This window comes from Pseudomonas sp. BN515, from assembly GCF_029873155.1.
In the GTDB taxonomy this organism is placed as follows: Bacteria; Pseudomonadota; Gammaproteobacteria; order Pseudomonadales; family Pseudomonadaceae; genus Metapseudomonas.
On record NZ_SSOH01000017.1, the window covers coordinates 1 to 20468 of the forward strand.

Below are 20468 nucleotides of genomic sequence, written 5' to 3' on the forward strand. Positions count from 1 at the left end.
GGCGGCCTGGCGGGAGAGCGGGTTGCCATCCGTCCGACCGCGACCGACGGCGTCTTCGACGTGGTGTTCATCCACAAGACCGTGCGCCAGATTGATCTCAGGCAACCCAAGCCATGACTATCCACCCGTTACCCATGTCTCCCGACAAGCGTTACCCATGTATACCGGCTGAACACTGTGCGCACCGAGGCAATGGGTACGACACCGAGATTGTTTCCCGGTGCGCGCGGCGCACCCTACGGGACGGGCGTCGATTCCAATGCGTCGACTGGCCGGGTCGGCGCCAATTCCGTAACATCCGCCCCCCTTTTTGCCACTCCCTTGGCCAGATCCGCTGGCCCAGTTCAGGTACACCATGAAACCAGCCCGCCTGCGCGCCGATGTCCTGGCCGGACTCACCACGTCCTTCGCGCTCGTCCCCGAATGCATCGCCTTTGCCCTGGTCGCCCACCTCAATCCGCTGATGGGCCTGTACGGCGCCTTCATCATCTGCACCCTGACCGCGCTGTTCGGCGGCCGGCCAGGGATGGTGTCCGGGGCGGCGGGTTCGATGGCGGTGGTGATCGTCGCGTTGGTGGTGGAGCACGGGGTGCAGTACCTGCTGGCCACAGTGCTGCTGGGTGGCCTGATCATGATCGCGTTCGGCCTGCTGCGCCTGGGCAAGCTGGTGCGGATGGTGCCGTATCCGGTGATGCTCGGCTTCGTGAACGGCCTGGCCATCATCATCGCGCTCGCCCAGTTGGAGCATTTCAAGACAGGCGAAGCCTGGCTCAGCGGCACACCGCTTTACCTGATGCTGGGGCTGGTGGCGCTGACCATGGCCATCGTCTACATCCTGCCGCGCCTGACCCGCGTGGTGCCGCCGGCGCTGGTGGCGATCCTCGGCGTCGGCCTGCTGGTCTACCTGCTGGGCCTGCCCACCCGCACCTTGGGCGATATGGCCCACATCGCCGGCGGCCTGCCCGCGCTGGCCATGCCGGATATTCCCTGGAACCTGGAGACCCTGAAGATCATCGCGCCCTACGCGGTACTGATGGCGCTGGTGGGCCTGCTGGAAACCCTGCTGACACTGAACCTCACCGACGAGATCACCGAGAGCCGTGGCTTCCCGGACCGCGAATGCGTGGCCCTGGGCGCAGCCAACATCGTATCGGGTGCCTTCGGCGGCATGGGCGGTTGCGCCATGATCGGCCAGACGGTCATCAACCTCAGCTCCGGCGGCCGTGGCCGGGTTTCCGGCGTGGTAGCCGGGGTGATGGTCCTGCTCTTCGTACTGTTCCTCTCGCCGCTGATCGAGCGCATTCCGCTGGCGGCACTGGTGGGTGTGATGTTCGTGGTGGCCCAGCAGACCTTCGCCTGGGGCTCGCTGAGGGTGGCGGGCAAGGTGCCGCTGAACGACGTCCTGGTGATAGTCGCCGTGACCGTCATCACTGTGTTCACTGACCTGGCCATCGCCGTGCTCAGTGGCATCATCATCGCCGCGCTAAACTTCGCCTGGCACCACGCCCGCGAGCTCTACGCCGACAGCCACCACGAGACCGATGGCAGCAAGCTGTATCGCGTCCACGGCACGCTGTTCTTCGCCTCTGCCACACCCTTCCTCAATCAGTTCGACCCGGCTGGCGATCCAGCCCAGGTGACCCTGGATTGCCAGCACCTCAGCTTCGTCGACTACTCGGCCATCGCCGCACTGAAGACCCTGCGCGAACGCTACGCCAAGGCCGGCAAGCACCTGCGCGTGGTGCACCTGTCCGAGCGTTGCAAGAAGCTGCTCAAGCGGGCTGGCGAACAGCACTGACCCCTCGTCAGTCCGGCTGGCAGGGGTAGCGGTTCTGCGCTGCAGTTAGTTCGGGGATGGAAGGCGCAAACCTGCAAGGAGGTTGCCGTGGCCATTCAACTCGACCACCTGATGGTGCCCGCGCGGGACAAACTGCGCTCCGCGAGGCTCCTGGCCGAACTGCTCGACGTGCCCTGGTCGGATACCGGCATTGGGCCGTTCGCGCCGGTGTATGTGAACGACGGGCTGACCCTGGACTTTGACCAGTGGGGCGAGCCCTTCCCGCTGATTCACTTCTGCTTCCGGGTGAGTCCGGAGGAATTCGAGGCGATCCTGGGGCGCATCCGCGCGGCAGGCATCGACTACCGCAGCGCCGTTCATGGGCCAGTGGACCACAAGGTAGACAGGGAGCATGGGGGTTCCATCGTCTACTGGAACGAGCCGGATGGGCATCAGTGGGAGATGCTGACGGTGAGTTATGCGCGGCGGAACTGACGCCGCTTAGGTCGATGCTTTTACTGTGGGGCCTTCACCAAGCCCAGTCGCTGCTCCAGTTCGGCAATACGCGCTTCCAGCGCCTGGCGTTCCGCGCGGGTGGCGGTGATGTCGTCGTAGACGCTGATCATGTGTTCCGGGCTGCCGTCGCGGGGGTTGCGTTGGACGGAGGTGCGGACCTTCACCCAGATGGTGCTGCCGTCCTTGCGGCGGAAACGTTTCTCCATGGTGCTGACCGCTTCCCGTCCGCCCAGCAGGCGCTGGACCTGCGCCAGGTTTGCGGGAAGGTCGTCGGGGTGGGTGAGTTGCTGGAAGGTCAGGCCGGCAAGTTCCTCGGCGCTGTAGCCCAGCAGCTCGCACAGCGGCTGGTTGACCCGCTGCCATTTGCCGTCCAGCCCGATGTAGGCCAAGGCGCCGCCGGCCAGTTCGAAGATGGCGCGGAAGCGCTCCTCGCTCTGCCGCAACTCTTCTTCCACCCGTTTGCGTTCGGTGCTGTCCAGGCTCACGCCGACCATCTTCACCGAGCGGCCGGAACTGTCCTGCAGCGAGGTGGCGCGGGAGGTGATCCAGCGTTGTTCGCCATTGGGATGGAAGATGCGGAAGTCGAACTCGTAGCCTTTGCCCTCGGCCACGCAATCCCGGTAGATGGCCTGCAGCGCGGCAACATCATCGGGATGCAGATGGACCCAGAAGTCTTCATTGCGGCGCACCGGCCAGCCGTACACGGCTTCGACGTTGGCCGAGTAGGAGACTTCGTCGGTGATCAGGTTCCATTCCCAGTTGACGATGCCGGCGCTTTCCTGGGCCAGCTTCATCCGCGCTTCGCTTTCCATGATCTGGGCGGTGTACTTGCGTCGCACGTCAGTCATGGGCAGGTCCTGCACTTCCACGTGCTGGGCATCCTGCAGAGCTTCGTCGCCATAGCGCAGCCAGATCCAGTTGACCTTGAGGAAGGTGGCCAGCTTGCGCAGGTTGTCGTAGTCGATCTCGCCGCCACGGGTCCACTTGTGGACGGCCGTACGCGAAATACCGAGCACGGTGGCCACGGCCTGGAGCGTCAGTTTCTGGTGTTCGAGCAGTTCTTTGAGGCGGAAGGCGAAGCTGTTTTCTATCATGGCGAGCATGTCCCTGAGCCAGGCGACGCAGTATACACGTCGCCAGCTCCGCCCTATCCCGCTGCCTTACAGGTCTAGAACAAGACGCGGCCCCTTCGCGCGGGAGACGCACAGCATCATGGTCTGCTGGGCGGCTTTCTCGTCGTCGGAGAGGTACTGGTCGAAGTGCTCGGCTTCACCTTCGAGGATGCGGGTCTCGCAGGTGCCGCAAACGCCCTCGCGGCACAGGCATTCCACCTGGGCGGCGTTGGACTTCTCGATGGCCTGGAGGATGGTCATGCCCTCCTCCACCTGCAGCTCGCGGCCGGACTGGGCCAGCACCACGGTGAAGGCGCCACCGGTGACCGGAGCGGCGGCGAACTGTTCCCAGTGCACGCGGGCGTCCGGGATGCCCTGGGCCTTGGCGGTGGCGATCACCGCGTCGATCAGCGGCTTGGGACCGCAGACGTAGACATGGGCATCCGCGTCCATGCCACCAATGAGTTCCGCCAGGTTCAGCGAGGTGCCCAGGCTGTCGACGTAGAAGCGCACGTTCCCGGCATGGGGACCGTCGGCCAGTTCACCCTGGAAGGCACCGTGTTCCGGGCTGCGGAAGGCGTAGTGCAGCTCATAGCGGGCGCCCTGGGCGCGCAGCTCGGGGAGCTGGGCGAGGAACGGCGTGATGCCGATACCGCCGGCGATCAGCACATGCCTGCCGGCAGCAGGATCGATGGCGAAGAGGTTGTTGGGGCTGGAGATGACCAGTTCGGTGCCCACCTCGACCTGTTGGTGCATGAAGGCCGAACCGCCCTTGGACTGCTCTTCCAGGCGCACGCCGATCTGGTAGCTGGCGGTATCGGCCGGGTCGCTCATCAGCGAGTAGGCGTTGCTGAACTGGCGGCCGTCGGCGCCCTTCATCTGCACGATGATGTGGCTGCCGCCGGTGAAGGCCGGCAGCGGCTGGCCGTCGGCGCGCTCCAGGGTGAAGCGCTTGATCTGGGGGGTTGCCTGCTCCACCGCGGTCACGCGGGCAGACATCATTTCGTAGGAGTTGGCCATCGCTCACCTCTGTTGCGACTGCGGGCGGCGCCGGGCGCCGCCCTGATGGTGCGGGGTGCCCGCCGTCAGACGGCGAGGCACAGGTACTTCATTTCCAGGTAATCCTCGATGCCGTACTTCGAGCCTTCGCGGCCGAGGCCGGACTGCTTGACGCCACCGAACGGGGCCACCTCGTTGGAGATCAGGCCGGTGTTGATGCCGACCATGCCGTACTCCAACTGCTCGGCGATCTTCCACACGCGGCCGATGTCGCGGCTGTAGAAGTAGGCCGCCAGGCCGTAGAGGGTGTCGTTAGCCAGGCGCACCACTTCCTCGTCAGAGGAGAAGCGCACCAGGGGCGCCACCGGGCCGAAGATTTCCTCGTCCAGCAGCTGCATGCCCGGCGCCACGCCGGTCAGCACCGTGGGCTGCAGGAAGTTGCCGCCCAGTTCGTGGCCATCGCCGCCCACCAGGATGTCGGCGCCCTTCTCTACCGCGTCGGCGATCAGGCTCTGCACCTTGTCCAGGGCCTTGCCAGTGATCAGCGGGCCGATCTGGGTGGCGCCTTCCAGGCCATGGCCGACGCGCAGGTCGCGCACACGGGCGGCGAAGCGTTCGGCGAAGGCGTCGTAGACGGCGTCATGCACGTAGAAACGGTTGACGCAGACGCAGGTCTGGCCAGCGTTGCGGTACTTGGCTACCAACGCCCCTTCCACGGCGGCGTCGATATCGGCGTCGTCGAAGACGATGAAGGGCGCGTTGCCGCCCAGTTCCAGGGACACCTTCTTGATGGTGGGCGCGCACTGGCCCATCAGCAGGCGACCCACCGGGGTGGAGCCGGTGAAGCTCAGCTTGCGCACCAGCGGGTGGCTGGTGAGCTGGGCGCCGATGGCAACCGCGTCGCCGGTGACGATGCTGAGCACGCCGTCCGGCACGCCCGCGCGCTTCGCCAGCTCGGCCAGTGCCAGGGCGGAGAACGGGGTCTCGTTGGCCGGCTTGACCACGATGGTGCAGCCCGCCGCCAGGGCCGGCGCCACCTTGCGGGTGATCATGGCCGAGGGGAAGTTCCAGGGCGTGATGGCAGCGCAGACGCCGATGCCCTGCTTGATCACCACCAGGCGCTTGTCGCCGGCCGGCGAAGGGATCACGTCGCCATAGATGCGCTTGCCTTCTTCGGCGAACCACTCGATGAAGGACGCAGCATAGCGAATCTCGCCCACGGCTTCGGTCAGGGGTTTGCCCTGTTCCAGGGTCATCAGGCGCGCCAGGTCGTCTTCGTGCTGGAGCATCAGCTCGAACCAGCGGCGCAGGATCTGCGCGCGTTCCTTGGCGGTACGCGCACGCCAGGCCGGCAGTGCGGCATCGGCGGCTTCGATGGCGCGCAGGGTTTCGCTGCCGCCCATGTTCGGCACGCGGCCCAACAGATCGCCGCTGGCCGGATCAGTCACGTCCACCGTGCGGCCGTCATCGGCGTTGCACCAGGCACCGGCGATGAAGGCCTGCTGGCGGAACAGGTCGTTGTCTTTCAGGTTCACTCGGGAATTCCTCATACACGTGACGCAGGCCGCCGCACGCAGGCGGCGGCCAGGGTCATCAACGGTCCAGGTGGGCGACGGCGATCAAGTTGTGGAAGTGGGCGATGCCGTGCTCGCTCTGGCCGCTGCGCTGGCTGTCGGCCATGATCCGGCCCTGGCCGCGATAGCCACGGGACTTCAGGCCCTTCTGCACGCTTTCCACCAGGCGCAGGTCTTCCGGACGGAACACGTCGCGGTACCACTCGATCAGCGACTGCTGCTCGGGGGTGATGTCCTTGTTGAGGAAATAGATGTCGTAGTGCTGCAGGGTCACTTCGGCGCTGACCGGGAACTCGTAGATCACGGTCATGAAGTTGCCGCCGGGCGGCGCGTTGAACATGGTGCACGGCCAGACCCAGAAGCCGCTGAAGGACGGGTCTTTCACCGACTCGTCGAACTTGAAGGACTTCTCCGACGGTTTGGCCAGGCCGTACTGCAGGGACCAGTTGCCGTGCATGGTGTGGGTGTACTGGCCGACGTCCACGGAGTCGGAGAAGCCCGGGTGGGCCGGGGCGCAGTGGTAGCACTCCATGTAGTTGTCGACGATGGACTTCCAGTTGGCCGGGGTCTCGGTGACAAAGCGAGCGGCCAGGTGCAGGTCGTCCACCACAGGGCAGGCCTGGCGCAGACGCGCTTCGAGGCCCGGCAGCTGCTCTTCGACCGAACCTGCGTCCTTGTTCATGTTGACGAAGATGAAGCCGGCGTATTCCTCGACGCGCAGCTGCACCAGACTGGAGTTGGCCTTGTCGAAGTTGGCGACGTGGTCGCAGTTGCGCGCGTGGGCCAGCTCGCCGTCGAGCTTGAAGGTCCAGGCGTGGTACGGGCAGGTGATGACGTTCTTCGCCTTGCCGTCGCCCTGCAGCAGCTGGTGGCCACGGTGCGGGCAGACGTTGTAGAAGGCGCGCAGTTCAGCGTCACGGCCGCGTACGACGATGATGCTCTCGCCGATGATCTCGCGGGTGATGTAGGCATTGTTCTCGGCGACTTCGCTGCGATGGCCGACGCAGACCCAGCTGTTGGCGAAGATCTTTTCCTTCTCGAAATCGAAGACTTCCGGGCGGGTGTAGTAGCTGGCAGGAATGGTGTAGGCCTCATCGGCGTTGGCGCAGAAGTCGGCAGGCAGGCGTTGGATATCGTTCATCTTATGTACTCCAGGCATTTGAAAGGCATCGGCCGGGGCCGCGCCATCACAGCTTTTTACTTTTAGTTAACACAAATCTGTCAGTTAACAGATCGGGCAAAATTTTTTGGCCGTTCCTGCACATCCGTGTGCAGGTACAACTCAACTCATTGCGCGGTGGCAGCTTTCAGGCGCACGCCCTCTTCCGCTTTCGGCGGCTCGACGCTGTCGTCCAGGCCGCGGCGTACCGCTTCTTCCTCGATCAGGTGGGCCGGCATGCTGCCGTAGTCCTCCAGCATCCATTTGAAGAAGCCGTAGATCTTGGTGAGCAGGATCACCAGGAAGGGGATCGCGGTCAGCACCACGGCGGTCTTCATGGTGGACAGCGATGCCTTGGCGAACAGCATGGCCAGCGGGATCAGGGTCAGCATCACGCACCAGAACAGACGGTGGGTCGGAGTCGGGTCCTGGCCTTCCTTCAGGTTGCGGGTGCTGGTGGCTGCCACGGCGTAGGCCGCCGCGTCCATGTGGGAGGCGCAGAACACCGCCATGATGAACAGGTATACCGCCAGGAACACCTTGCCGAAGGGCAGCGAGGTCAGGAGCATTTCCACGGCGGTCTCGCCGCCCTGCTCGCTGAGGATGCGCGGCACGTCGATGGCGCCGGTGATGAACTGGTGCATGCTGTAGCTTTCCAGCGCGCCGAAGAAGAACCAGCAGCCCACGCTACCGCCGAGCAGCAGTGCGGCAACCACTTCCTTGATCTTGCGGCCCTTGGATACGCGGGTGACGAACATCGCCACGCCCGGCGCGTAGGACACCCACCAGAGCCAGTAGAACACCGTCCAGTTACGGGTGAAGGCACCGTCGCCCGCTGGGTCGGTGAACAGGCTCATGTGCACGTAGTTCTGGATCATCAGGCCGATGGCATTGGCGGTGTTGTTCAGGGTGAACTGGGTCGGCCCCACCAGGAACACCACGCCAGCGAAGGCCAGGGCGCCGACGCACACCATCTTCGACAGGCGCTGCATGCCACCGTCGATGCCGATATAGGAACTCAGGGAGAAGATCACCGCCACGGCGCCGATCACCACCAGCTGGGTGACGAAGGTATCCGGGATGCCGGTGAGGCCGGACAGGCCACGGGTCAGGGTGGACGCGGTGAGCGCCAGGGAAACGGTCAGCGCGCCGAACATGGTGAGCAGGAAGATCAGGTCAACCAGTCGACCCACCGGGCCGTTGGCACGGAAGCCGGTGACCGCTTCGATGATCGAAGCCAGGCCCAGGCCGCTCTTCTTGCGCACGTGGAAGTGATAGGCCAGTGCCAGCGACGACAGCGCATAGAGCGACCAGGCGCTGATGCCCCAGTGGAAGAAGGAATAGCTGACGCTGAAGTCCAGCGCTTCGCGGCTGCCGGCAGCGATGTTCAGGCCGGGGGTCTGGTAGTAGTACGCCCACTCCATCACGCCCCAGTAGAGGGTCGAGGAGCCCATGCCGGCGCAGATGAACATGAACACCCAGGTCATGTTCGTGTACTCGGGCTTGCCGTTGCCCAGGCGGATGTTGCCGTACTTGCTGAACGCCAGGTACAGCACGGCCAGGGCGGTGCCGAACACGAACAGCTGCACAGTGGTACCGAAGGTGCGGGTGGAAATCTCGAAGAGCCGGTTGGCCATGGCCTCCGACTCGGCAGGGAACGCAGCAAGGCCGATCACGGTCAGCGCCACGGCGATCAGGCTCGCCGTGATCAAGAACATGTCTTTCTTATTGTTGTTGGACATCGATGTCTCCTGGAACTGGATAACCCGGCGCCCCATCAGGCAGGGGGTTCGCCGGACTACGCTATTTGTTAATCATTGGTTTACGTTAATCCATTGGTTAACAGCTTGTCCGAAATGCGCTTTCAAAGCAACTCCTGTCGGACAATTTGCAGGCCGTCTGTCACCTGCGGAAAAGCGCCGGCCGCCTTTTCTCAAAGGCGGCCGGATTAAGGCTTACAGGGCGTCGGCGATCGCCTTGCCCACTTCCTGGGTCGAGGCCTTGCCGCCCAGGTCAGGGGTCACCGGGCCTTCGGCGATCACTCGCTCAATGGCCTGCAGAATGCCGTCGTGGGCTGCCTTGTAGCGCTCGTCGCCGTTGCCGAGGAAGTCCAGCATCAGCGCGCCGGACCAGATCATGGCGATGGGGTTGGCGATGTTGCGGCCGTAGATGTCCGGGGCCGAACCGTGGACCGGCTCGAACAGCGACGGGAAGTTACGCTCCGGGTTGAGGTTGGCCGAGGGCGCGATACCGATGGTGCCGGCGCAGGCCGGGCCGAGGTCGGAGAGGATGTCGCCGAACAGGTTGGAGGCCACCACCACGTCGAAGCGATCCGGCTGCAGCACGAAGCGTGCGCAGAGGATGTCGATGTGCTGCTTGTCCCATTTGATTTCCGGGTACTTCGCGGCCATCGCAGCCACCCGCTCGTCCCAGTAGGGCATGCTCACCGCCATGCCGTTGGACTTGGTGGCGGCGGTCAGTTGCTTGCGCTCGCGGGTCTGGGCCAGGTCGAAGGCGTACTTGAGGATGCGGTCTACACCACGACGGGTGAACACAGACTCCTGCAGCACGAATTCGTGCTCGGTGCCTTCGAACATGCGACCGCCCAGGGAGGAGTACTCGCCCTCGGTGTTCTCGCGGATCACCACGAAGTCGATATCGCCGGGCTCACGGCCGGCAAGCGGGCACGGTACGCCGGGGAACAGGCGCACCGGGCGGATGTTCACGTACTGGTCGAAGTCGCGGCGGAACTTCAGCAGCGAGCCCCAGAGGGAGATGTGGTCGGGCACCTTGTCCGGCCAGCCCACGGCGCCGAAGTAGAGGGCGTCGAAGCCTTTGAGCTGCTCGAACCAGTCGTCCGGCATCATCTTGCCGTGCTGCAGGTAGTAGTCGCAGCTGGCCCACTCGATGGTTTCGAAGGACAGGTCCAGGCCCCACTTGCGGGCCGCCGCTTCGACGACCCGCAGGCCTTCGGGGAGAACTTCGTTGCCGATGCCGTCGCCGGGAATGGCGGCGATCTTGAATGTCTTCTTGTTCATCTGGTCGTGCCCTTGGTGAAGGCGCCCTGTTCAGGCGGGGTGATGACCATGCTATAAGGGCCGACAACAAAGATAATCCAGCACTTCATTGATAGATAAGACACGAATCGTGAATAGTCTGCCGAACCTGGAAGACCTCCGCGTCTTCGTCCTCGTCGCCCGCCGCTCCAGCTTCGCCGCCGCCGCCAGCGAGATGGGCACCTCCCCCGCCTTCGTCAGCAAGCGCATCCGCCTGCTGGAAGAAAGCCTCGGCGTGCGCCTGCTGCACCGCACCACCCGTCGCGTGGCGGTGAGCGAAGACGGCGAGCGGGTCTACCGCTGGGCGCAGACCATCTTCGACGCGGTGGAACGGATGACTGACGAAGTGTCCGAGCTGCACCAGGAGCCGCGCGGGCAACTGCGCATCGTCAGCAGCTTCGGTCTTGGCCGGCGCCTGGTGGCTCCGGCGTTGTCGGAGCTGTCGGAGCGGTATCCGGCGCTGGATATCCGCCTGGACCTGTTCGACCGGCTGGTGGACCTGATCGACGAAGGCTTCGATCTCGACATCCGCATCGGCGACAACATCGCCCCCAACCTGATCGCCAAGCCACTGGCCGAGAACAGCCGCATCCTCTGCGCCGCCCCCTCCTACCTGGCGCGCCACGGCGTGCCCGCCAGCCTGGCGGAGCTGGCCGGGCACGACTGCCTGGTGATCAAGGAGCGCGACCACCCATTCGGCGTCTGGCGCCTGCACGGACCGGCCGGAGAAGAAAACGTGAAGGTCACCGGCCCCCTCTCGGCCAATAACGGCGAGATCGTCCACCAGTGGGCCGTGGACGGACGCGGCATCGCCCTGCGCTCCTGGTGGGACGTGGGTGAAAGCCTGGAGAACGGACGCCTGGTGCAGGTGCTGCCCGAGTATCGGCAGCCGGCGAACATCTGGGCGGTGTACGCCGCGCCCCTTGCCACCTCGGCCAAGATCCGCGTGACGGTGGAGTTCTTCCGCCAGTATTTCCAGCAACAGCGAGGCGGCGCGCGTTAGGTCTGCGGGCAGTACCCATGTGGGGGCGATTTCAATCGCCTTGCGGACCGCAGGTGCGCCCTGCGGTCTTGCTGGGGCAGCTACGCTGCCCTTCGCGAATGAATTCGCCCCCACAAGACACTCACGCAGAGTGGGCTTCAGCCCACCACGAGCTAGCCCCTCGCCCCTGAAGTAACCACAGGGCGGACCCGAGTCAGCGCCTTCAGGCCGATGCCCATCAACGAGGAGCTACGCCAGCTCCTCATCTGAAGCTTCAGGCGGTGCGCTCCGCCACCTTGAAGCTCAGGCACACGGCGGTGCCCTCGTTTTCGCGGCTGGTCAGGCTGGCCTTGCCGCCGAAGCGCTCCATGATCTGCTTGACCATGATCAGGCCAATGCCCAGCCCGCCCTGCTTGGTGGTGTAGAAGGATTTGAAGGCCATCATCTCCTGCTGCCGCGACATGCCCTTGCCGGTGTCGCTGATGGTGAGGTTGAGCCACTGGCCGCTGCTGTCGGGGGTGGCTGTGATGCTCAGCCGACCACCATTGGGCATGGCCTCGATGGCATTGGCGATCACACTGTTGAGCACCTGCGCCAGCAGGAGCTGGTGGCTGACCACCATGGGCGCGGTATCGGCGCTGCAGTCCACTTCGATGCGGGAACGAGCCAATTGCTGGTCGAAATTGCTCAGGGTGGCGCGCACCGCTTCCAGGGTGTCCACCTGCTCCGAGTCGCCCTGCAACGGCCGCAGGCAGAGCAGCAGGTCGCGCACCCAGGCAGACATACGGTCGACCTGGGTGATGATGTCGTCGACGCACTTGCGCGCCTGCGGCCCCTCCATCTCCTGGGCCAGCTCGGCGCTGGAACGGATCGAGGCCAGCGGATTGCGCAGGCTGTGAGCCACTGCCGAAGACATTTCCCCCAGCCCCACGTAGGTGCTGTTGGCCACCAGCTGGTTCTGCTGCGCCGCGAGCAGCAAGGATGCACGGCGCACGATCCAGTACAGGCCGAAATACATCAGCAGGCCGCCGATCGCCGTAGCCAGCCAGATCATCCGGTAGCCACGGTTGACCCGGTCGATCAGGTCCACTGGCTCCTTGTAGATCTCCACCATCGCCTTCACCTCGCCCTTGGCATCAGTGAGCGGGATGTAGTTCTCGATGAAGAACATCTTCGGCGGGCTCAGGAACTTCTGCTCCACCCGGCCTTCCTCCACCTCGTTGTACTCGGCGGACACGCGGCCGCCGGACTCGAAGGCCTCGTCCAGCGCTTCGTCGGCCTCGATCTGCTGCCCGATCAGGTCAGGGTTGGTGGACCAGACCACCGTTCGGTCTGGGGAGAAGATGGTGGCCAGCAGGGAATCCGGCACATGGGACAGGTGATCGAGGAATTCGGAACGGGCCCGCTCGCGGCTCTCCGCCGTGGACCGGGTGAGCATCCCGTCGTAGTGATGGGGCACCAGTACGTCACCCATCTCCATGCCTTCCAGCCCATGGTGGCGCATCTCGCCGAGGGCCAGGGTCTGGATGAACTGCGCGGAGAGCATGGCGTCGCGCTCCAGGCTTTCGCTCACCAAGAAGCGCGTCGACACGGTGCCAACACCGATGGCCACGCTGCCGATGATCACCAGGCTGACCAGCGAGAACCAGCGCAGCAGGTTGAACTGCTGGACCGGCGCATTCGCCCCGCCCCCAGCTTCCGATGCCTGCCTGCCGAGGATTGCTGCCATGTCCATCCGGAGTCCCCCACCTGGAGCCTTCCAGACTTATAGCAGCCGCTGCGCTGTCGCGAAGGCAATCGCTCTGCGACTGCGGGGGCAAGGCACCTTGTCAAAAAGCGTTACATCTCCGGCGGTGTTCCGACGGGAAATCGACGCACGTCTTACTGGCATCGACTACCGTGAAATTTGTCCCCTTGCAGAGGACAGCTGGAGTCGCCACGGTCGCCACCTCCCCCCGTAAGCTGACCGCACCGTGGCGACTTTTTTTATGCGCGCAATCCATTCATGCAGCGGCGTCATTCCTCAATCAATTGACCTGACTTCCTGGCACGCCCTACCCGTAGGGTGCCGCCATGCGCACCGGATCGGCGTCAGGTGAAGGATTGTCCCGGCCCTAACACCGGTGGTGCGCGCGGCGCACCCTACTCACTACCCACCCGACACCCCGTTCGAACCGCTGACGGACTGGTGCGCCCAGCCCCCACCCAGGGCACGGAACAGATCGACCAGGGCGATCTGCCGCTCGGTGCTGGTCTCGATGAGCGCCAGTTCGTTGAGGAAGTCGCTGCGCTGGGCATCCAGGTAGCGCAGATGGCTGTCCACGCCGCCCTCGTAGCGGGCCTTGGCCAGCTTCAGGGTTTCGTTGCTGGTGTTGGCCAGGGCACGCCGTGCGACCTCTTCGCGACGCAGTGTGTCGGTGGCCGCCAGGGCGTCTGCCACCTCGCGGAACGCCGTCTGGATGGTGCCTTCGTATTCAGCCACCGCGGCGTCCTTGCGGACTTCGGCCAGATCCAGGTTGGCGCTGTTGCGTCCGGCATCGAACAGCGGCAGCGACAAGTTCGGCACGAAGCTCCAGGACCGCGAACCGCCACCGAACAGGCCGGACATTTCCGCGCTGGAGGTGCCGAAGCTGCCGGTCAGGCTGATGCGCGGGAAGAACGCCGCGCGCGCCGCGCCGATGTCGGCATTGCGCGCTTTCAGGCGGCGTTCGGCAGCGAGGATGTCCGGGCGGCCCTCGATCAGGTCGGACGAGGTGCCGGGCGCAATGTCCTGGATCAGCCGCAGTTCGTCCCGTGAGACCGCTGGAAGCTCCTTCGCGGCGTCCTGCGTACCGAGCAGCAGCACCAGGGCGTTGAACGCCTGCTGCTTCTGCCGCTGGTTCCGCTCCAGCTCGGCGCGGGACTGTTCCACCAGTCCCAGCGCCTCCTGGTAGTCCAGCGCGGTGGCAGCGCCAGCGGCTCGGCGCTGCTCGATCAGCACGAAAGAGTCCTCGCGGCTGGCCAGGGTGCGATGGGTCAGTTCCAGGCGACGCTGCGCGCCGTCGTAGGTCAGGTAGGCCTGGCTGACTTCGGCGACCAGCGCGATCTGCGCACTACGGCCCGCCTCTTCGGTGGCCAGGTACTGCTCCAGCGCCGAGTCGGTCAGGCTCTTCACCCGGCCGAACAGGTCCAGCTCGTATTCGGGCAGCGAAAGCCCGACCTGGTAGCTGCTGGTAACGTCCGAGACACCTTCGCTGGCCAGGTCCGCCGGGACACGCTGGCGATTGCCCGAGGCGCCGGCGCTGAGCCCCGGCACCCGGTCGGCCCGCTGGATGCGGTACTGCGCGCGGGCCTGCTCGATGTCCAGCAGCGTCTGGCGCAGGGAACGGTTGTTGTCCAGGGCGATCCCCACCAGACGGCGCAGCTCGGCGTCGGTGATGAAGGCCTGCCAGTCGAGGCCGCCGACTTCAGCGCCGGACTGACTGCTGTCGGTGTTCCAGGCCTGTGGGACGGGCGCTGCAGGGCGCTGGTAGGTCGGGGCCATGGAACAGCCGCCAAGGGACAGGGCGAACACCAGCGCCGATACGGTAAAGACGGATTTGCGCATGGCGATCACTCCAGGGCCTGGGTCGGTTGTTCAACGGGGGCGGGTTTGCTCCGCAGCAGCGACAGCACCCAGACGAAGCAGATGGGCACGAAGATCACCCCCAGCAACGTGGCGCCGAGCATGCCGCCGATCACGCCGGTGCCGATGGCGCGCTGGCTGGCCGCGCCGGCGCCAGTGGCCAGGGCCAGCGGCACCACGCCGAGGATGAACGCCAGGGAGGTCATCACGATGGGACGGAAGCGCAGGCGCGCGGCCTCGATGGCAGCTTCGCGCAGGCTGCTTCCCTGTTCCCAGAGCTCCTTGGCGAACTCGACGATGAGGATCGCGTTCTTCGCCGCCAGGCCGATGATGGTGATCAGGCCGACCTTGAAGTACACGTCATTGGGCATGCCGGCGACGATCACCGCCAGCACGGCGCCCAGCGCACCGATGGGCACGATCAGCATCACCGTCAGCGGGATCGACCAGCTCTCGTAGAGCGCCACCAGCACCAGGAAGACCACCAGGATGGCCAGCGCGAACAGCTGCGATGCCTGGCCGCTGGCCACCTTCTCCTGATAGGACAGGCCGGTCCACTCGTAGCTGATGCCCGCCGGCAGTTGGGCGGCCAGGCGCTCCATCTCGGCCATGGCTTCACCCGTACTCACGCCGTACATGGCATCACCGGAAATGCGGATGGACGGGTAGCCGTCGTAACGCACGATCTGCACCGGCCCCTCTTCCCAGTGAGTGCTGACGAAGGCACTCAGCGGCACCAGTTCGCCACCGGTGTTGGGCACATAGAGCTTGAGCACGCTTTCCGGGGTCATCCGCGCGCCTTGCTCCGCCTGCACCACCACGCGCTGCTGGCGACCACCATTGGTGAAGTCGTTGATCACCGCCGAACCGAAGGCGGTGGACAGCGCACTGTTGATCGACTCGAAGCTCACGCCGAGGGTGCGCGCCTTGTCGCGATCGATCTCAAGCCGCAGCTGCGGGGCTTCCGCCAGGCCCTCCATCATCGCGTAGAGGATCTTCGGGTTGCCGTTGGCCTGGCCAAGCAGTTGGTCTCGGGCGGCCAGCAAGGCTTCGCGTCCCAGGCCGCCACGGTCCTGCAGGCGCAGGGCGAAGCCGCCGGAGTTGCCCAGGCCATCGATGGGCGGCGGCGTCACCGCCATGATGGCGCCGTCGCCCGGCACGGCGAAGTGCTCGTTCACCGCCAGGGCTTCCGCCTCGGCGGACTGATCAGGGCCACGCAGGGACCAGTCCTTGAAGGTGGGGAAGGCCAGTGCGGCGTTCTCGCCCATGCCGGAGAAGCTGAAGCCCGTCACCAGAAACGAGTTCTGGACCGCCTCGCGGGATTGCAGGAAGGCCTCCAGCTCCCGGGCGGTGGCGTCGGTACGCGCGCGGGTTGCGCCGGGCGGCAGCTGGATGTCGACGATGTTGTAGCCCTGGTCTTCCACCGGCACGAACGACTCCGGCAGGCGCAGGTAGAAGAAGCCCAGCAGCGCAACGATGCCGACGTACACCAGCATGAAGCGCCCGGCACGCTGCACCAGGCCGTTGTTCAGCACCGTGTAGCGTTCGGTCAGGCGATCGAAGGTACGGTTGAAGGCGCCGAAGAACCCGCGTTTCTCGTGGTGCCCATGGGGAACTGGCTTGAGCAGCGTGGCGCACAGCGCCGGGGTGAAGGTCAGCGCGAGGAAGCCGGAGAACAGGATGGACACCGCCAGCGACAGCGAGAACTGCTGGTAGATCACCCCCACCGAACCGGCCATGAAGGCCAACGGCAGGAACACCGCCGATAGCACCAGGGTGATGCCGATGATGGCGCCGGAGACCTGGCCCATGGCCTTGACCGTGGCCGCCGCCGGGGACAGTCCCTCCTCGGCCATGATCCGCTCGACGTTCTCCACGACCACGATGGCGTCGTCCACCAGGATGCCGATGGCCAGCACCATGCCGAACATGGTCATCATGTTCACCGAGAAGCCCAGCAGGTACATCACCGCCAGCGTCCCCAGCAGGCACACCGGCACCACGATGGACGGAATCAGCGTGTAGCGGACGTTCTGCAGGAACAGGAACATCACCAGGAACACCAGCACCATGGCTTCGAGCAGCGTGTGGATCACCTTCTCGATCGCCACGTCGACGAAGCGTGAGGTGTCGTAGGGCACCGAGTACTCGACGTCTGCGGGGAAGTTCACCGACAGCTCGGCCAGGCGTTCCTTCACCAGGGCGGCGGTCTGCAGCGCGTTGGCGCCGGGGGACAGCTGGATGGCCCCGGCCACTGCCGGCTTGCCGTTCAGGCGCGAGTCGAAGTTGTAGCTCTCGCTGCCCACTTCCAGGCGCGCGACGTCGGCGAGCTTCACCGTGGAGCCGTCGGCATTGGCGCGCAGAACGATGCGGCCGAACTCCTCCGGGCTGTCCAGGGTGCCTTTCACCGCCAGGGTCGCGGTCAGTTCCTGCTCGGTGCTGCCCGGCGAGCTGCCGAAGCTGCCGGCCGGCACCTGGACGTTCTGCCCGGCAATGGCGGCGCTCACGTCATCGATGGACAGCCCGTAGCCGACCAGCTTCTGCGGGTCGATCCACACGCGCATGGCGGCTTCGGACGAGAAGAACTGCAGCTTGCCGACGCCGGGTACACGGCGCAGCTCGTTGTTGATGTTGCGCGCGGCAAAGTCGCCCAGCGCCGTGGTGTCAGCGTGCTCGGCGCCGTCCTTGTAGTTGAGCGCGTAGATCAGCAGGAAGCCGGCACTGGTCTGCTCCACCTGGAGCCCCTGGCTGAGCACGGCCTGCGGCATGCGCGCCTCGGCTTTCTTCAGGCGGTTCTGCACGTCCACCTGGGCCAGTTGAGGTTCGGTGCCGGGCTGGAAGGTGACCACCACTTCGGCGATGCCGTTGGAGTTGTTGGTGGACTCGAAATAGAGCAGGCCCTTGGCGCCATTGAGCGACTCTTCGATGACGCTGGTGACCGACTCCACCAGCACCTTCGCCGAGGCGCCCGGATAGGTGGCGGTGACCGAGATCTGCGGCGGTGCCACGCTGGGATACTGCGCCACCGGCAGCAGCGGGATGACCAGCAGGCCGGCCAGGGAAATGAACAGCGCCACCACCCAGGCGAAGTTGGGGCGTTTGATGAAGAACAGAGACATTGGGAATTCCTCGCGGCGAAGCCGACCTTATTGGCGCGACGCCTGCTGGTCCTGCGCCTGCTGCGGCGCGACCCTGGCACCGGGCTGCAGTCCAGCGAGACCACCGACTATGACCTGGTCGCCGCCCTTCAGCCCTTCACTGATCTGCCAGCGCGCGCCCTGCATGACACCGGTTTTCACGGTGCGCACTTCGGCACGGCTGTCCTCGCCGACCACCAGCACCAGGGCACCGCCGTCGGCGGTACGCTGCACGGCGCGCTGCGGTACCAGGGTGGCCCGAGCGTCCATGCCCTGGGGGGCCTGCACGCGCACATACATGCCCGGAAGCAGGACGCCGTCCGGATTCGCGAACTTGCCGCGCAGGGAAACCTGGCCCGTGCTCGGGTCCACCGCCACGTCGGTGAACATCAGCGAACCCTTGCTCTCGTATTCGGTGCCCTCGACGCGGATGGAAAGCGCGCCACTGTCGCCAGCGGAGATATTTCCGGCTTTCAGCGCTTCACGCAGGCGCAAGGCGTCTGTCACCGACTGAGTGAAATCGACATAGACAGGGTCCAGCTGCTGGATACGCGCCATCAAAGTGGCGTCGCCCTGCCCCACCAATGCGCCCTCGGTCACCATCGCGCGCCCGATGCGTCCCGAGATCGGCGCCTTGACCGAGGCATAGCCCAGGTTCAGGCGCGCGGTTTCGAGGTCAGCCTGGGCCGTGCGGGTCGTCGCCTGCGCGGCGCTGAGGTCAGCCATGGCGCTGTCGAAATCCTGGCGACTCACCGCCTCGATCTCCACCAGCGGCGCGTATCGCTTCACGCGTGCCTGGGCTTCATACAGCGCGGCCTTGGCGCGGGCCAGTTCGCCCTCTGCGCGGGAAACGGCCGCCTTGAGCGGGGCCGGGTCGATCTGGAACAGCAGGTCGCCGGCCTTGACGTCCGCGCCTTCTTCGAAGCGCTTTTCCAGGACGATGCCAGCCACCCGCGCACGCACCTCGGCGACACGCACGGGCTCGATCCTGCCCGGCAGCTCCGAGGTCAACACCAGCGGCTCGGTGACCACGGTCAACACGGCAACCGGCCGTGCTACCTCGGCTTGCGCCTCCTGCTCCTGCGCAGGGCTGCACCCCACCAGCGTGATCAATGTCATCAGCGCCACCAGGGCGCAGACCATCCCTACTACACGTACACCACCCATGATTCACCCACGGCAGATTGAAAACGGCGCAGATGATCGCTTCAAGCTTTAAATGAGTCAATATTGTCTCATTTGATTCTTTTGTGTTTGCATGTGTCATTGCCTTTGGACGTGCTGGACTTTTTCTGCACAATGCGCGCAACCCGAAACCGAGCCGAGACCCGCTGATGTCCCTGACTGCCCATGACGAACGACTCCTGAAGGCACTGGCCGTGGCCATTGTCGACCGCCCGCGTGCGACGTTGAAGGAATTGGCGGAATCGGCCGGAGTGAGCAAGGCGACGCTGCACCGCTTCTGCGGCACACGCGACAATCTCGTGGACATGCTGGAGAGCCACGGCGAGGAGCTGCTCCATCAGATCGTCGTCGCCGCCGACCTGGAACATGCCGAGCCGCTGACAGCGCTGCGTTGCCTGATCGATGGGCACCTGACCCACCGCGAGATGCTGGTTTTCCTGATGTTCCAGTACAGCCCCGAGTTCCTTACCCCGGAGGGAGGTGGCGCGCGCTGGCTGTCCTACATCCACGCCCTGGACGCCTTCTTCCTGCGCGGCCAGCAACAAGGTGTGTTTCGTATCGACATCAGCGCGGCGGTCTTCACCGAGCTGTTCACCACCATGGTCTACGGCATGGTCGATGCCGAGCGCCGTGGGCGGGCGGCAAGCTCCAGTTCAGCCAATGTGCTGGAGCAGATGTTCCTGCACGGAGCGGGTGTCTGAGTTCGCTGGACCTCATCCCGCGCCATGCGCGCTGCTTATTCCTCAGTACGCCCCGTGCTTTCGCGATCGCGCTCGTATCGCCGCGTGAGTGGAAACGGCGGTAACCAGGACTCGCGACGGATGGTCCAGAGCTCGTAGGTTGGCCGCAGCTGGTCAGGGGCATCCAGAGACCCGAGGTTCACTTCGATTTCGTCAGCAGTGCGCGAGAAGACGGACGAGCCGCAACGGGGACAGAAAAACCGCCCGGCGTAGTCGCGCGTTTCGCCCTCAATCGTCACCGCCGCCTGGGGGAACACCGCGGACGCGTGAAACAGCGCCCCATGAAACTTGCGGCAGTCGAGGCAATGGCAGATACCGACCCGGTACGGGCGCCCCGACGCCACAAAGCGGACGTTGCCGCACAGGCAACCGCCGGTGAATCGGTCCATAGCGCATCTCCTCTTCCCGTGTGACGTGCCGGGGTGCTCGCAGCAGCGAGTAAACATCCAAGTTCGTAGAACGTGGACTTGCGGTAGCCCCCTGGAAGGGGACGAATCCACTACCGAGCACAGCGCCGACCTCTTTCGCCCGGTCTGGACCGTAGGGTGCGCTGTGCGCACCGACTTCAGGACCCGCTTCGGCACCAGGCCAAACCGCCGGTGCGCACGGCGCACCCTACCCGATCGC

15 protein-coding genes and 1 pseudogene are annotated in these 20468 nt (G+C 65.2%); 5 read left to right on the forward strand and 11 right to left on the reverse strand.

Translation table 11 applies throughout. The features are described from left to right. Window positions 1-355 precede the first annotated feature (355 nt). The gene (locus E8E91_RS04160; protein WP_280374725.1) at window positions 356-1798 is read left to right on the forward strand and encodes a SulP family inorganic anion transporter; all 1443 of its coding nucleotides are present in this window, start codon (window positions 356-358) and stop codon (window positions 1796-1798) included. 87 nt (window positions 1799-1885) lie between these two features. Then, the gene (locus E8E91_RS04165) at window positions 1886-2272 is read left to right on the forward strand and encodes a VOC family protein (RefSeq protein WP_280374726.1); all 387 of its coding nucleotides are present in this window, start codon (window positions 1886-1888) and stop codon (window positions 2270-2272) included. Between the two features lie 20 nt (window positions 2273-2292). Here E8E91_RS04165 and E8E91_RS04170 read toward each other — a convergent pair whose 3' ends face one another. The 6 genes from E8E91_RS04170 to E8E91_RS04195 all read right to left on the reverse strand — a co-directional run bounded on the left by E8E91_RS04170 (window position 2293) and on the right by E8E91_RS04195 (window position 10175). Next, entirely contained in the window at window positions 2293-3387 is a 1095-nt protein-coding gene (locus tag E8E91_RS04170) for a PAS domain S-box protein (RefSeq protein ID WP_280374740.1), read from the reverse strand. Between the two features lie 66 nt (window positions 3388-3453). Continuing rightward, window positions 3454-4425, reverse strand: a complete 972-nt coding sequence (locus E8E91_RS04175; RefSeq protein ID WP_280374727.1) for a PDR/VanB family oxidoreductase — start codon at window positions 4423-4425, stop codon at window positions 3454-3456. Window positions 4426-4490: 65 nt separating this feature from the next. Further along, window positions 4491-5939, reverse strand: a complete 1449-nt coding sequence (gene gabD / locus E8E91_RS04180) for an NADP-dependent succinate-semialdehyde dehydrogenase (RefSeq protein ID WP_280374728.1) — start codon at window positions 5937-5939, stop codon at window positions 4491-4493. A gap of 58 nt (window positions 5940-5997) precedes the next feature. After that, window positions 5998-7119 carry a ring-hydroxylating oxygenase subunit alpha gene (locus tag E8E91_RS04185; protein ID WP_280374729.1) on the reverse strand — a complete coding sequence of 374 codons (1122 nt, stop codon included), beginning with the start codon at window positions 7117-7119 and terminating at the stop codon, window positions 5998-6000. A gap of 146 nt (window positions 7120-7265) precedes the next feature. Further along, window positions 7266-8879 (reverse strand): BCCT family transporter, encoded by a 1614-nt coding sequence (locus E8E91_RS04190; RefSeq protein ID WP_280374730.1) that lies wholly within the window; start codon window positions 8877-8879, stop codon window positions 7266-7268. 213 nt (window positions 8880-9092) lie between these two features. Continuing rightward, window positions 9093-10175, reverse strand: a complete 1083-nt coding sequence (locus tag E8E91_RS04195; RefSeq protein ID WP_280374731.1) for a tartrate dehydrogenase — start codon at window positions 10173-10175, stop codon at window positions 9093-9095. Between the two features lie 109 nt (window positions 10176-10284). Here E8E91_RS04195 and E8E91_RS04200 point away from each other — a divergent pair, with 109 nt between their 5' ends. Together E8E91_RS04200 and E8E91_RS04205 are read left to right on the forward strand one after the other, a co-directional pair. Continuing rightward, window positions 10285-11196, forward strand: a complete 912-nt coding sequence (locus E8E91_RS04200; protein WP_280374732.1) for a LysR substrate-binding domain-containing protein — start codon at window positions 10285-10287, stop codon at window positions 11194-11196. Between the two features lie 174 nt (window positions 11197-11370). Next, a pseudogene (locus tag E8E91_RS04205) lies at window positions 11371-11445 on the forward strand (hypothetical protein); the annotation flags it as partial. Window positions 11446-11449: 4 nt separating this feature from the next. Here E8E91_RS04205 and E8E91_RS04210 read toward each other — a convergent pair. The 4 genes from E8E91_RS04210 to E8E91_RS04225 form a co-directional block, all read right to left on the reverse strand. After that, complete coding sequence (locus E8E91_RS04210) at window positions 11450-12904, reverse strand: HAMP domain-containing sensor histidine kinase (protein ID WP_280374741.1); 1455 nt, start codon at window positions 12902-12904, stop codon at window positions 11450-11452. A 420-nt stretch (window positions 12905-13324) separates the two neighbouring features. After that, complete coding sequence (locus E8E91_RS04215) at window positions 13325-14761, reverse strand: efflux transporter outer membrane subunit (protein WP_280374733.1); 1437 nt, start codon at window positions 14759-14761, stop codon at window positions 13325-13327. 5 nt (window positions 14762-14766) lie between these two features. Then, window positions 14767-17898: an efflux RND transporter permease subunit gene (locus E8E91_RS04220; RefSeq protein ID WP_280374734.1), complete on the reverse strand. Its 3132-nt coding sequence runs from the start codon at window positions 17896-17898 to the stop codon at window positions 14767-14769. Window positions 17899-17925: 27 nt separating this feature from the next. After that, window positions 17926-19083 carry a MexC family multidrug efflux RND transporter periplasmic adaptor subunit gene (locus E8E91_RS04225; RefSeq protein WP_280374735.1) on the reverse strand — a complete coding sequence of 386 codons (1158 nt, stop codon included), beginning with the start codon at window positions 19081-19083 and terminating at the stop codon, window positions 17926-17928. A 167-nt stretch (window positions 19084-19250) separates the two neighbouring features. Here E8E91_RS04225 and E8E91_RS04230 point away from each other — a divergent pair, with 167 nt between their 5' ends. Further along, window positions 19251-19802, forward strand: a complete 552-nt coding sequence (locus E8E91_RS04230; protein WP_280374736.1) for a transcriptional regulator — start codon at window positions 19251-19253, stop codon at window positions 19800-19802. A 35-nt stretch (window positions 19803-19837) separates the two neighbouring features. On the opposite strand, the gene E8E91_RS04235 is transcribed toward E8E91_RS04230, so the two are convergent. Then, complete coding sequence (locus tag E8E91_RS04235; RefSeq protein WP_280374737.1) at window positions 19838-20230, reverse strand: GFA family protein; 393 nt, start codon at window positions 20228-20230, stop codon at window positions 19838-19840. Between the last annotated feature and the right edge of the window lie 238 nt (window positions 20231-20468).

Bases quoted from the DNA above. Each gene is read 5' to 3' on its own strand.
- E8E91_RS04210 (WP_280374741.1), bottom strand. From the start codon at position 12,904: ATGGCAGCAATCCTCGGCAGGCAGGCATCGGAAGCTGGGGGCGGGGCG.
- E8E91_RS04170 (WP_280374740.1), bottom strand. From the start codon at position 3,387: ATGATAGAAAACAGCTTCGCCTTCCGCCTCAAAGAACTGCTCGAACAC.
- E8E91_RS04230 (WP_280374736.1), top strand. From the start codon at position 19,251: ATGTCCCTGACTGCCCATGACGAACGACTCCTGAAGGCACTGGCCGTG.
- E8E91_RS04160 (WP_280374725.1), top strand. From the start codon at position 356: ATGAAACCAGCCCGCCTGCGCGCCGATGTCCTGGCCGGACTCACCACG.
- E8E91_RS04175 (WP_280374727.1), bottom strand. From the start codon at position 4,425: ATGGCCAACTCCTACGAAATGATGTCTGCCCGCGTGACCGCGGTGGAG.
- E8E91_RS04185 (WP_280374729.1), bottom strand. From the start codon at position 7,119: ATGAACGATATCCAACGCCTGCCTGCCGACTTCTGCGCCAACGCCGAT.
- E8E91_RS04220 (WP_280374734.1), bottom strand. From the start codon at position 17,898: ATGTCTCTGTTCTTCATCAAACGCCCCAACTTCGCCTGGGTGGTGGCG.
- E8E91_RS04195 (WP_280374731.1), bottom strand. From the start codon at position 10,175: ATGAACAAGAAGACATTCAAGATCGCCGCCATTCCCGGCGACGGCATC.
- E8E91_RS04225 (WP_280374735.1), bottom strand. From the start codon at position 19,083: ATGGGTGGTGTACGTGTAGTAGGGATGGTCTGCGCCCTGGTGGCGCTG.
- E8E91_RS04190 (WP_280374730.1), bottom strand. From the start codon at position 8,879: ATGTCCAACAACAATAAGAAAGACATGTTCTTGATCACGGCGAGCCTG.
- E8E91_RS04215 (WP_280374733.1), bottom strand. From the start codon at position 14,761: ATGCGCAAATCCGTCTTTACCGTATCGGCGCTGGTGTTCGCCCTGTCC.
- E8E91_RS04235 (WP_280374737.1), bottom strand. From the start codon at position 20,230: ATGGACCGATTCACCGGCGGTTGCCTGTGCGGCAACGTCCGCTTTGTG.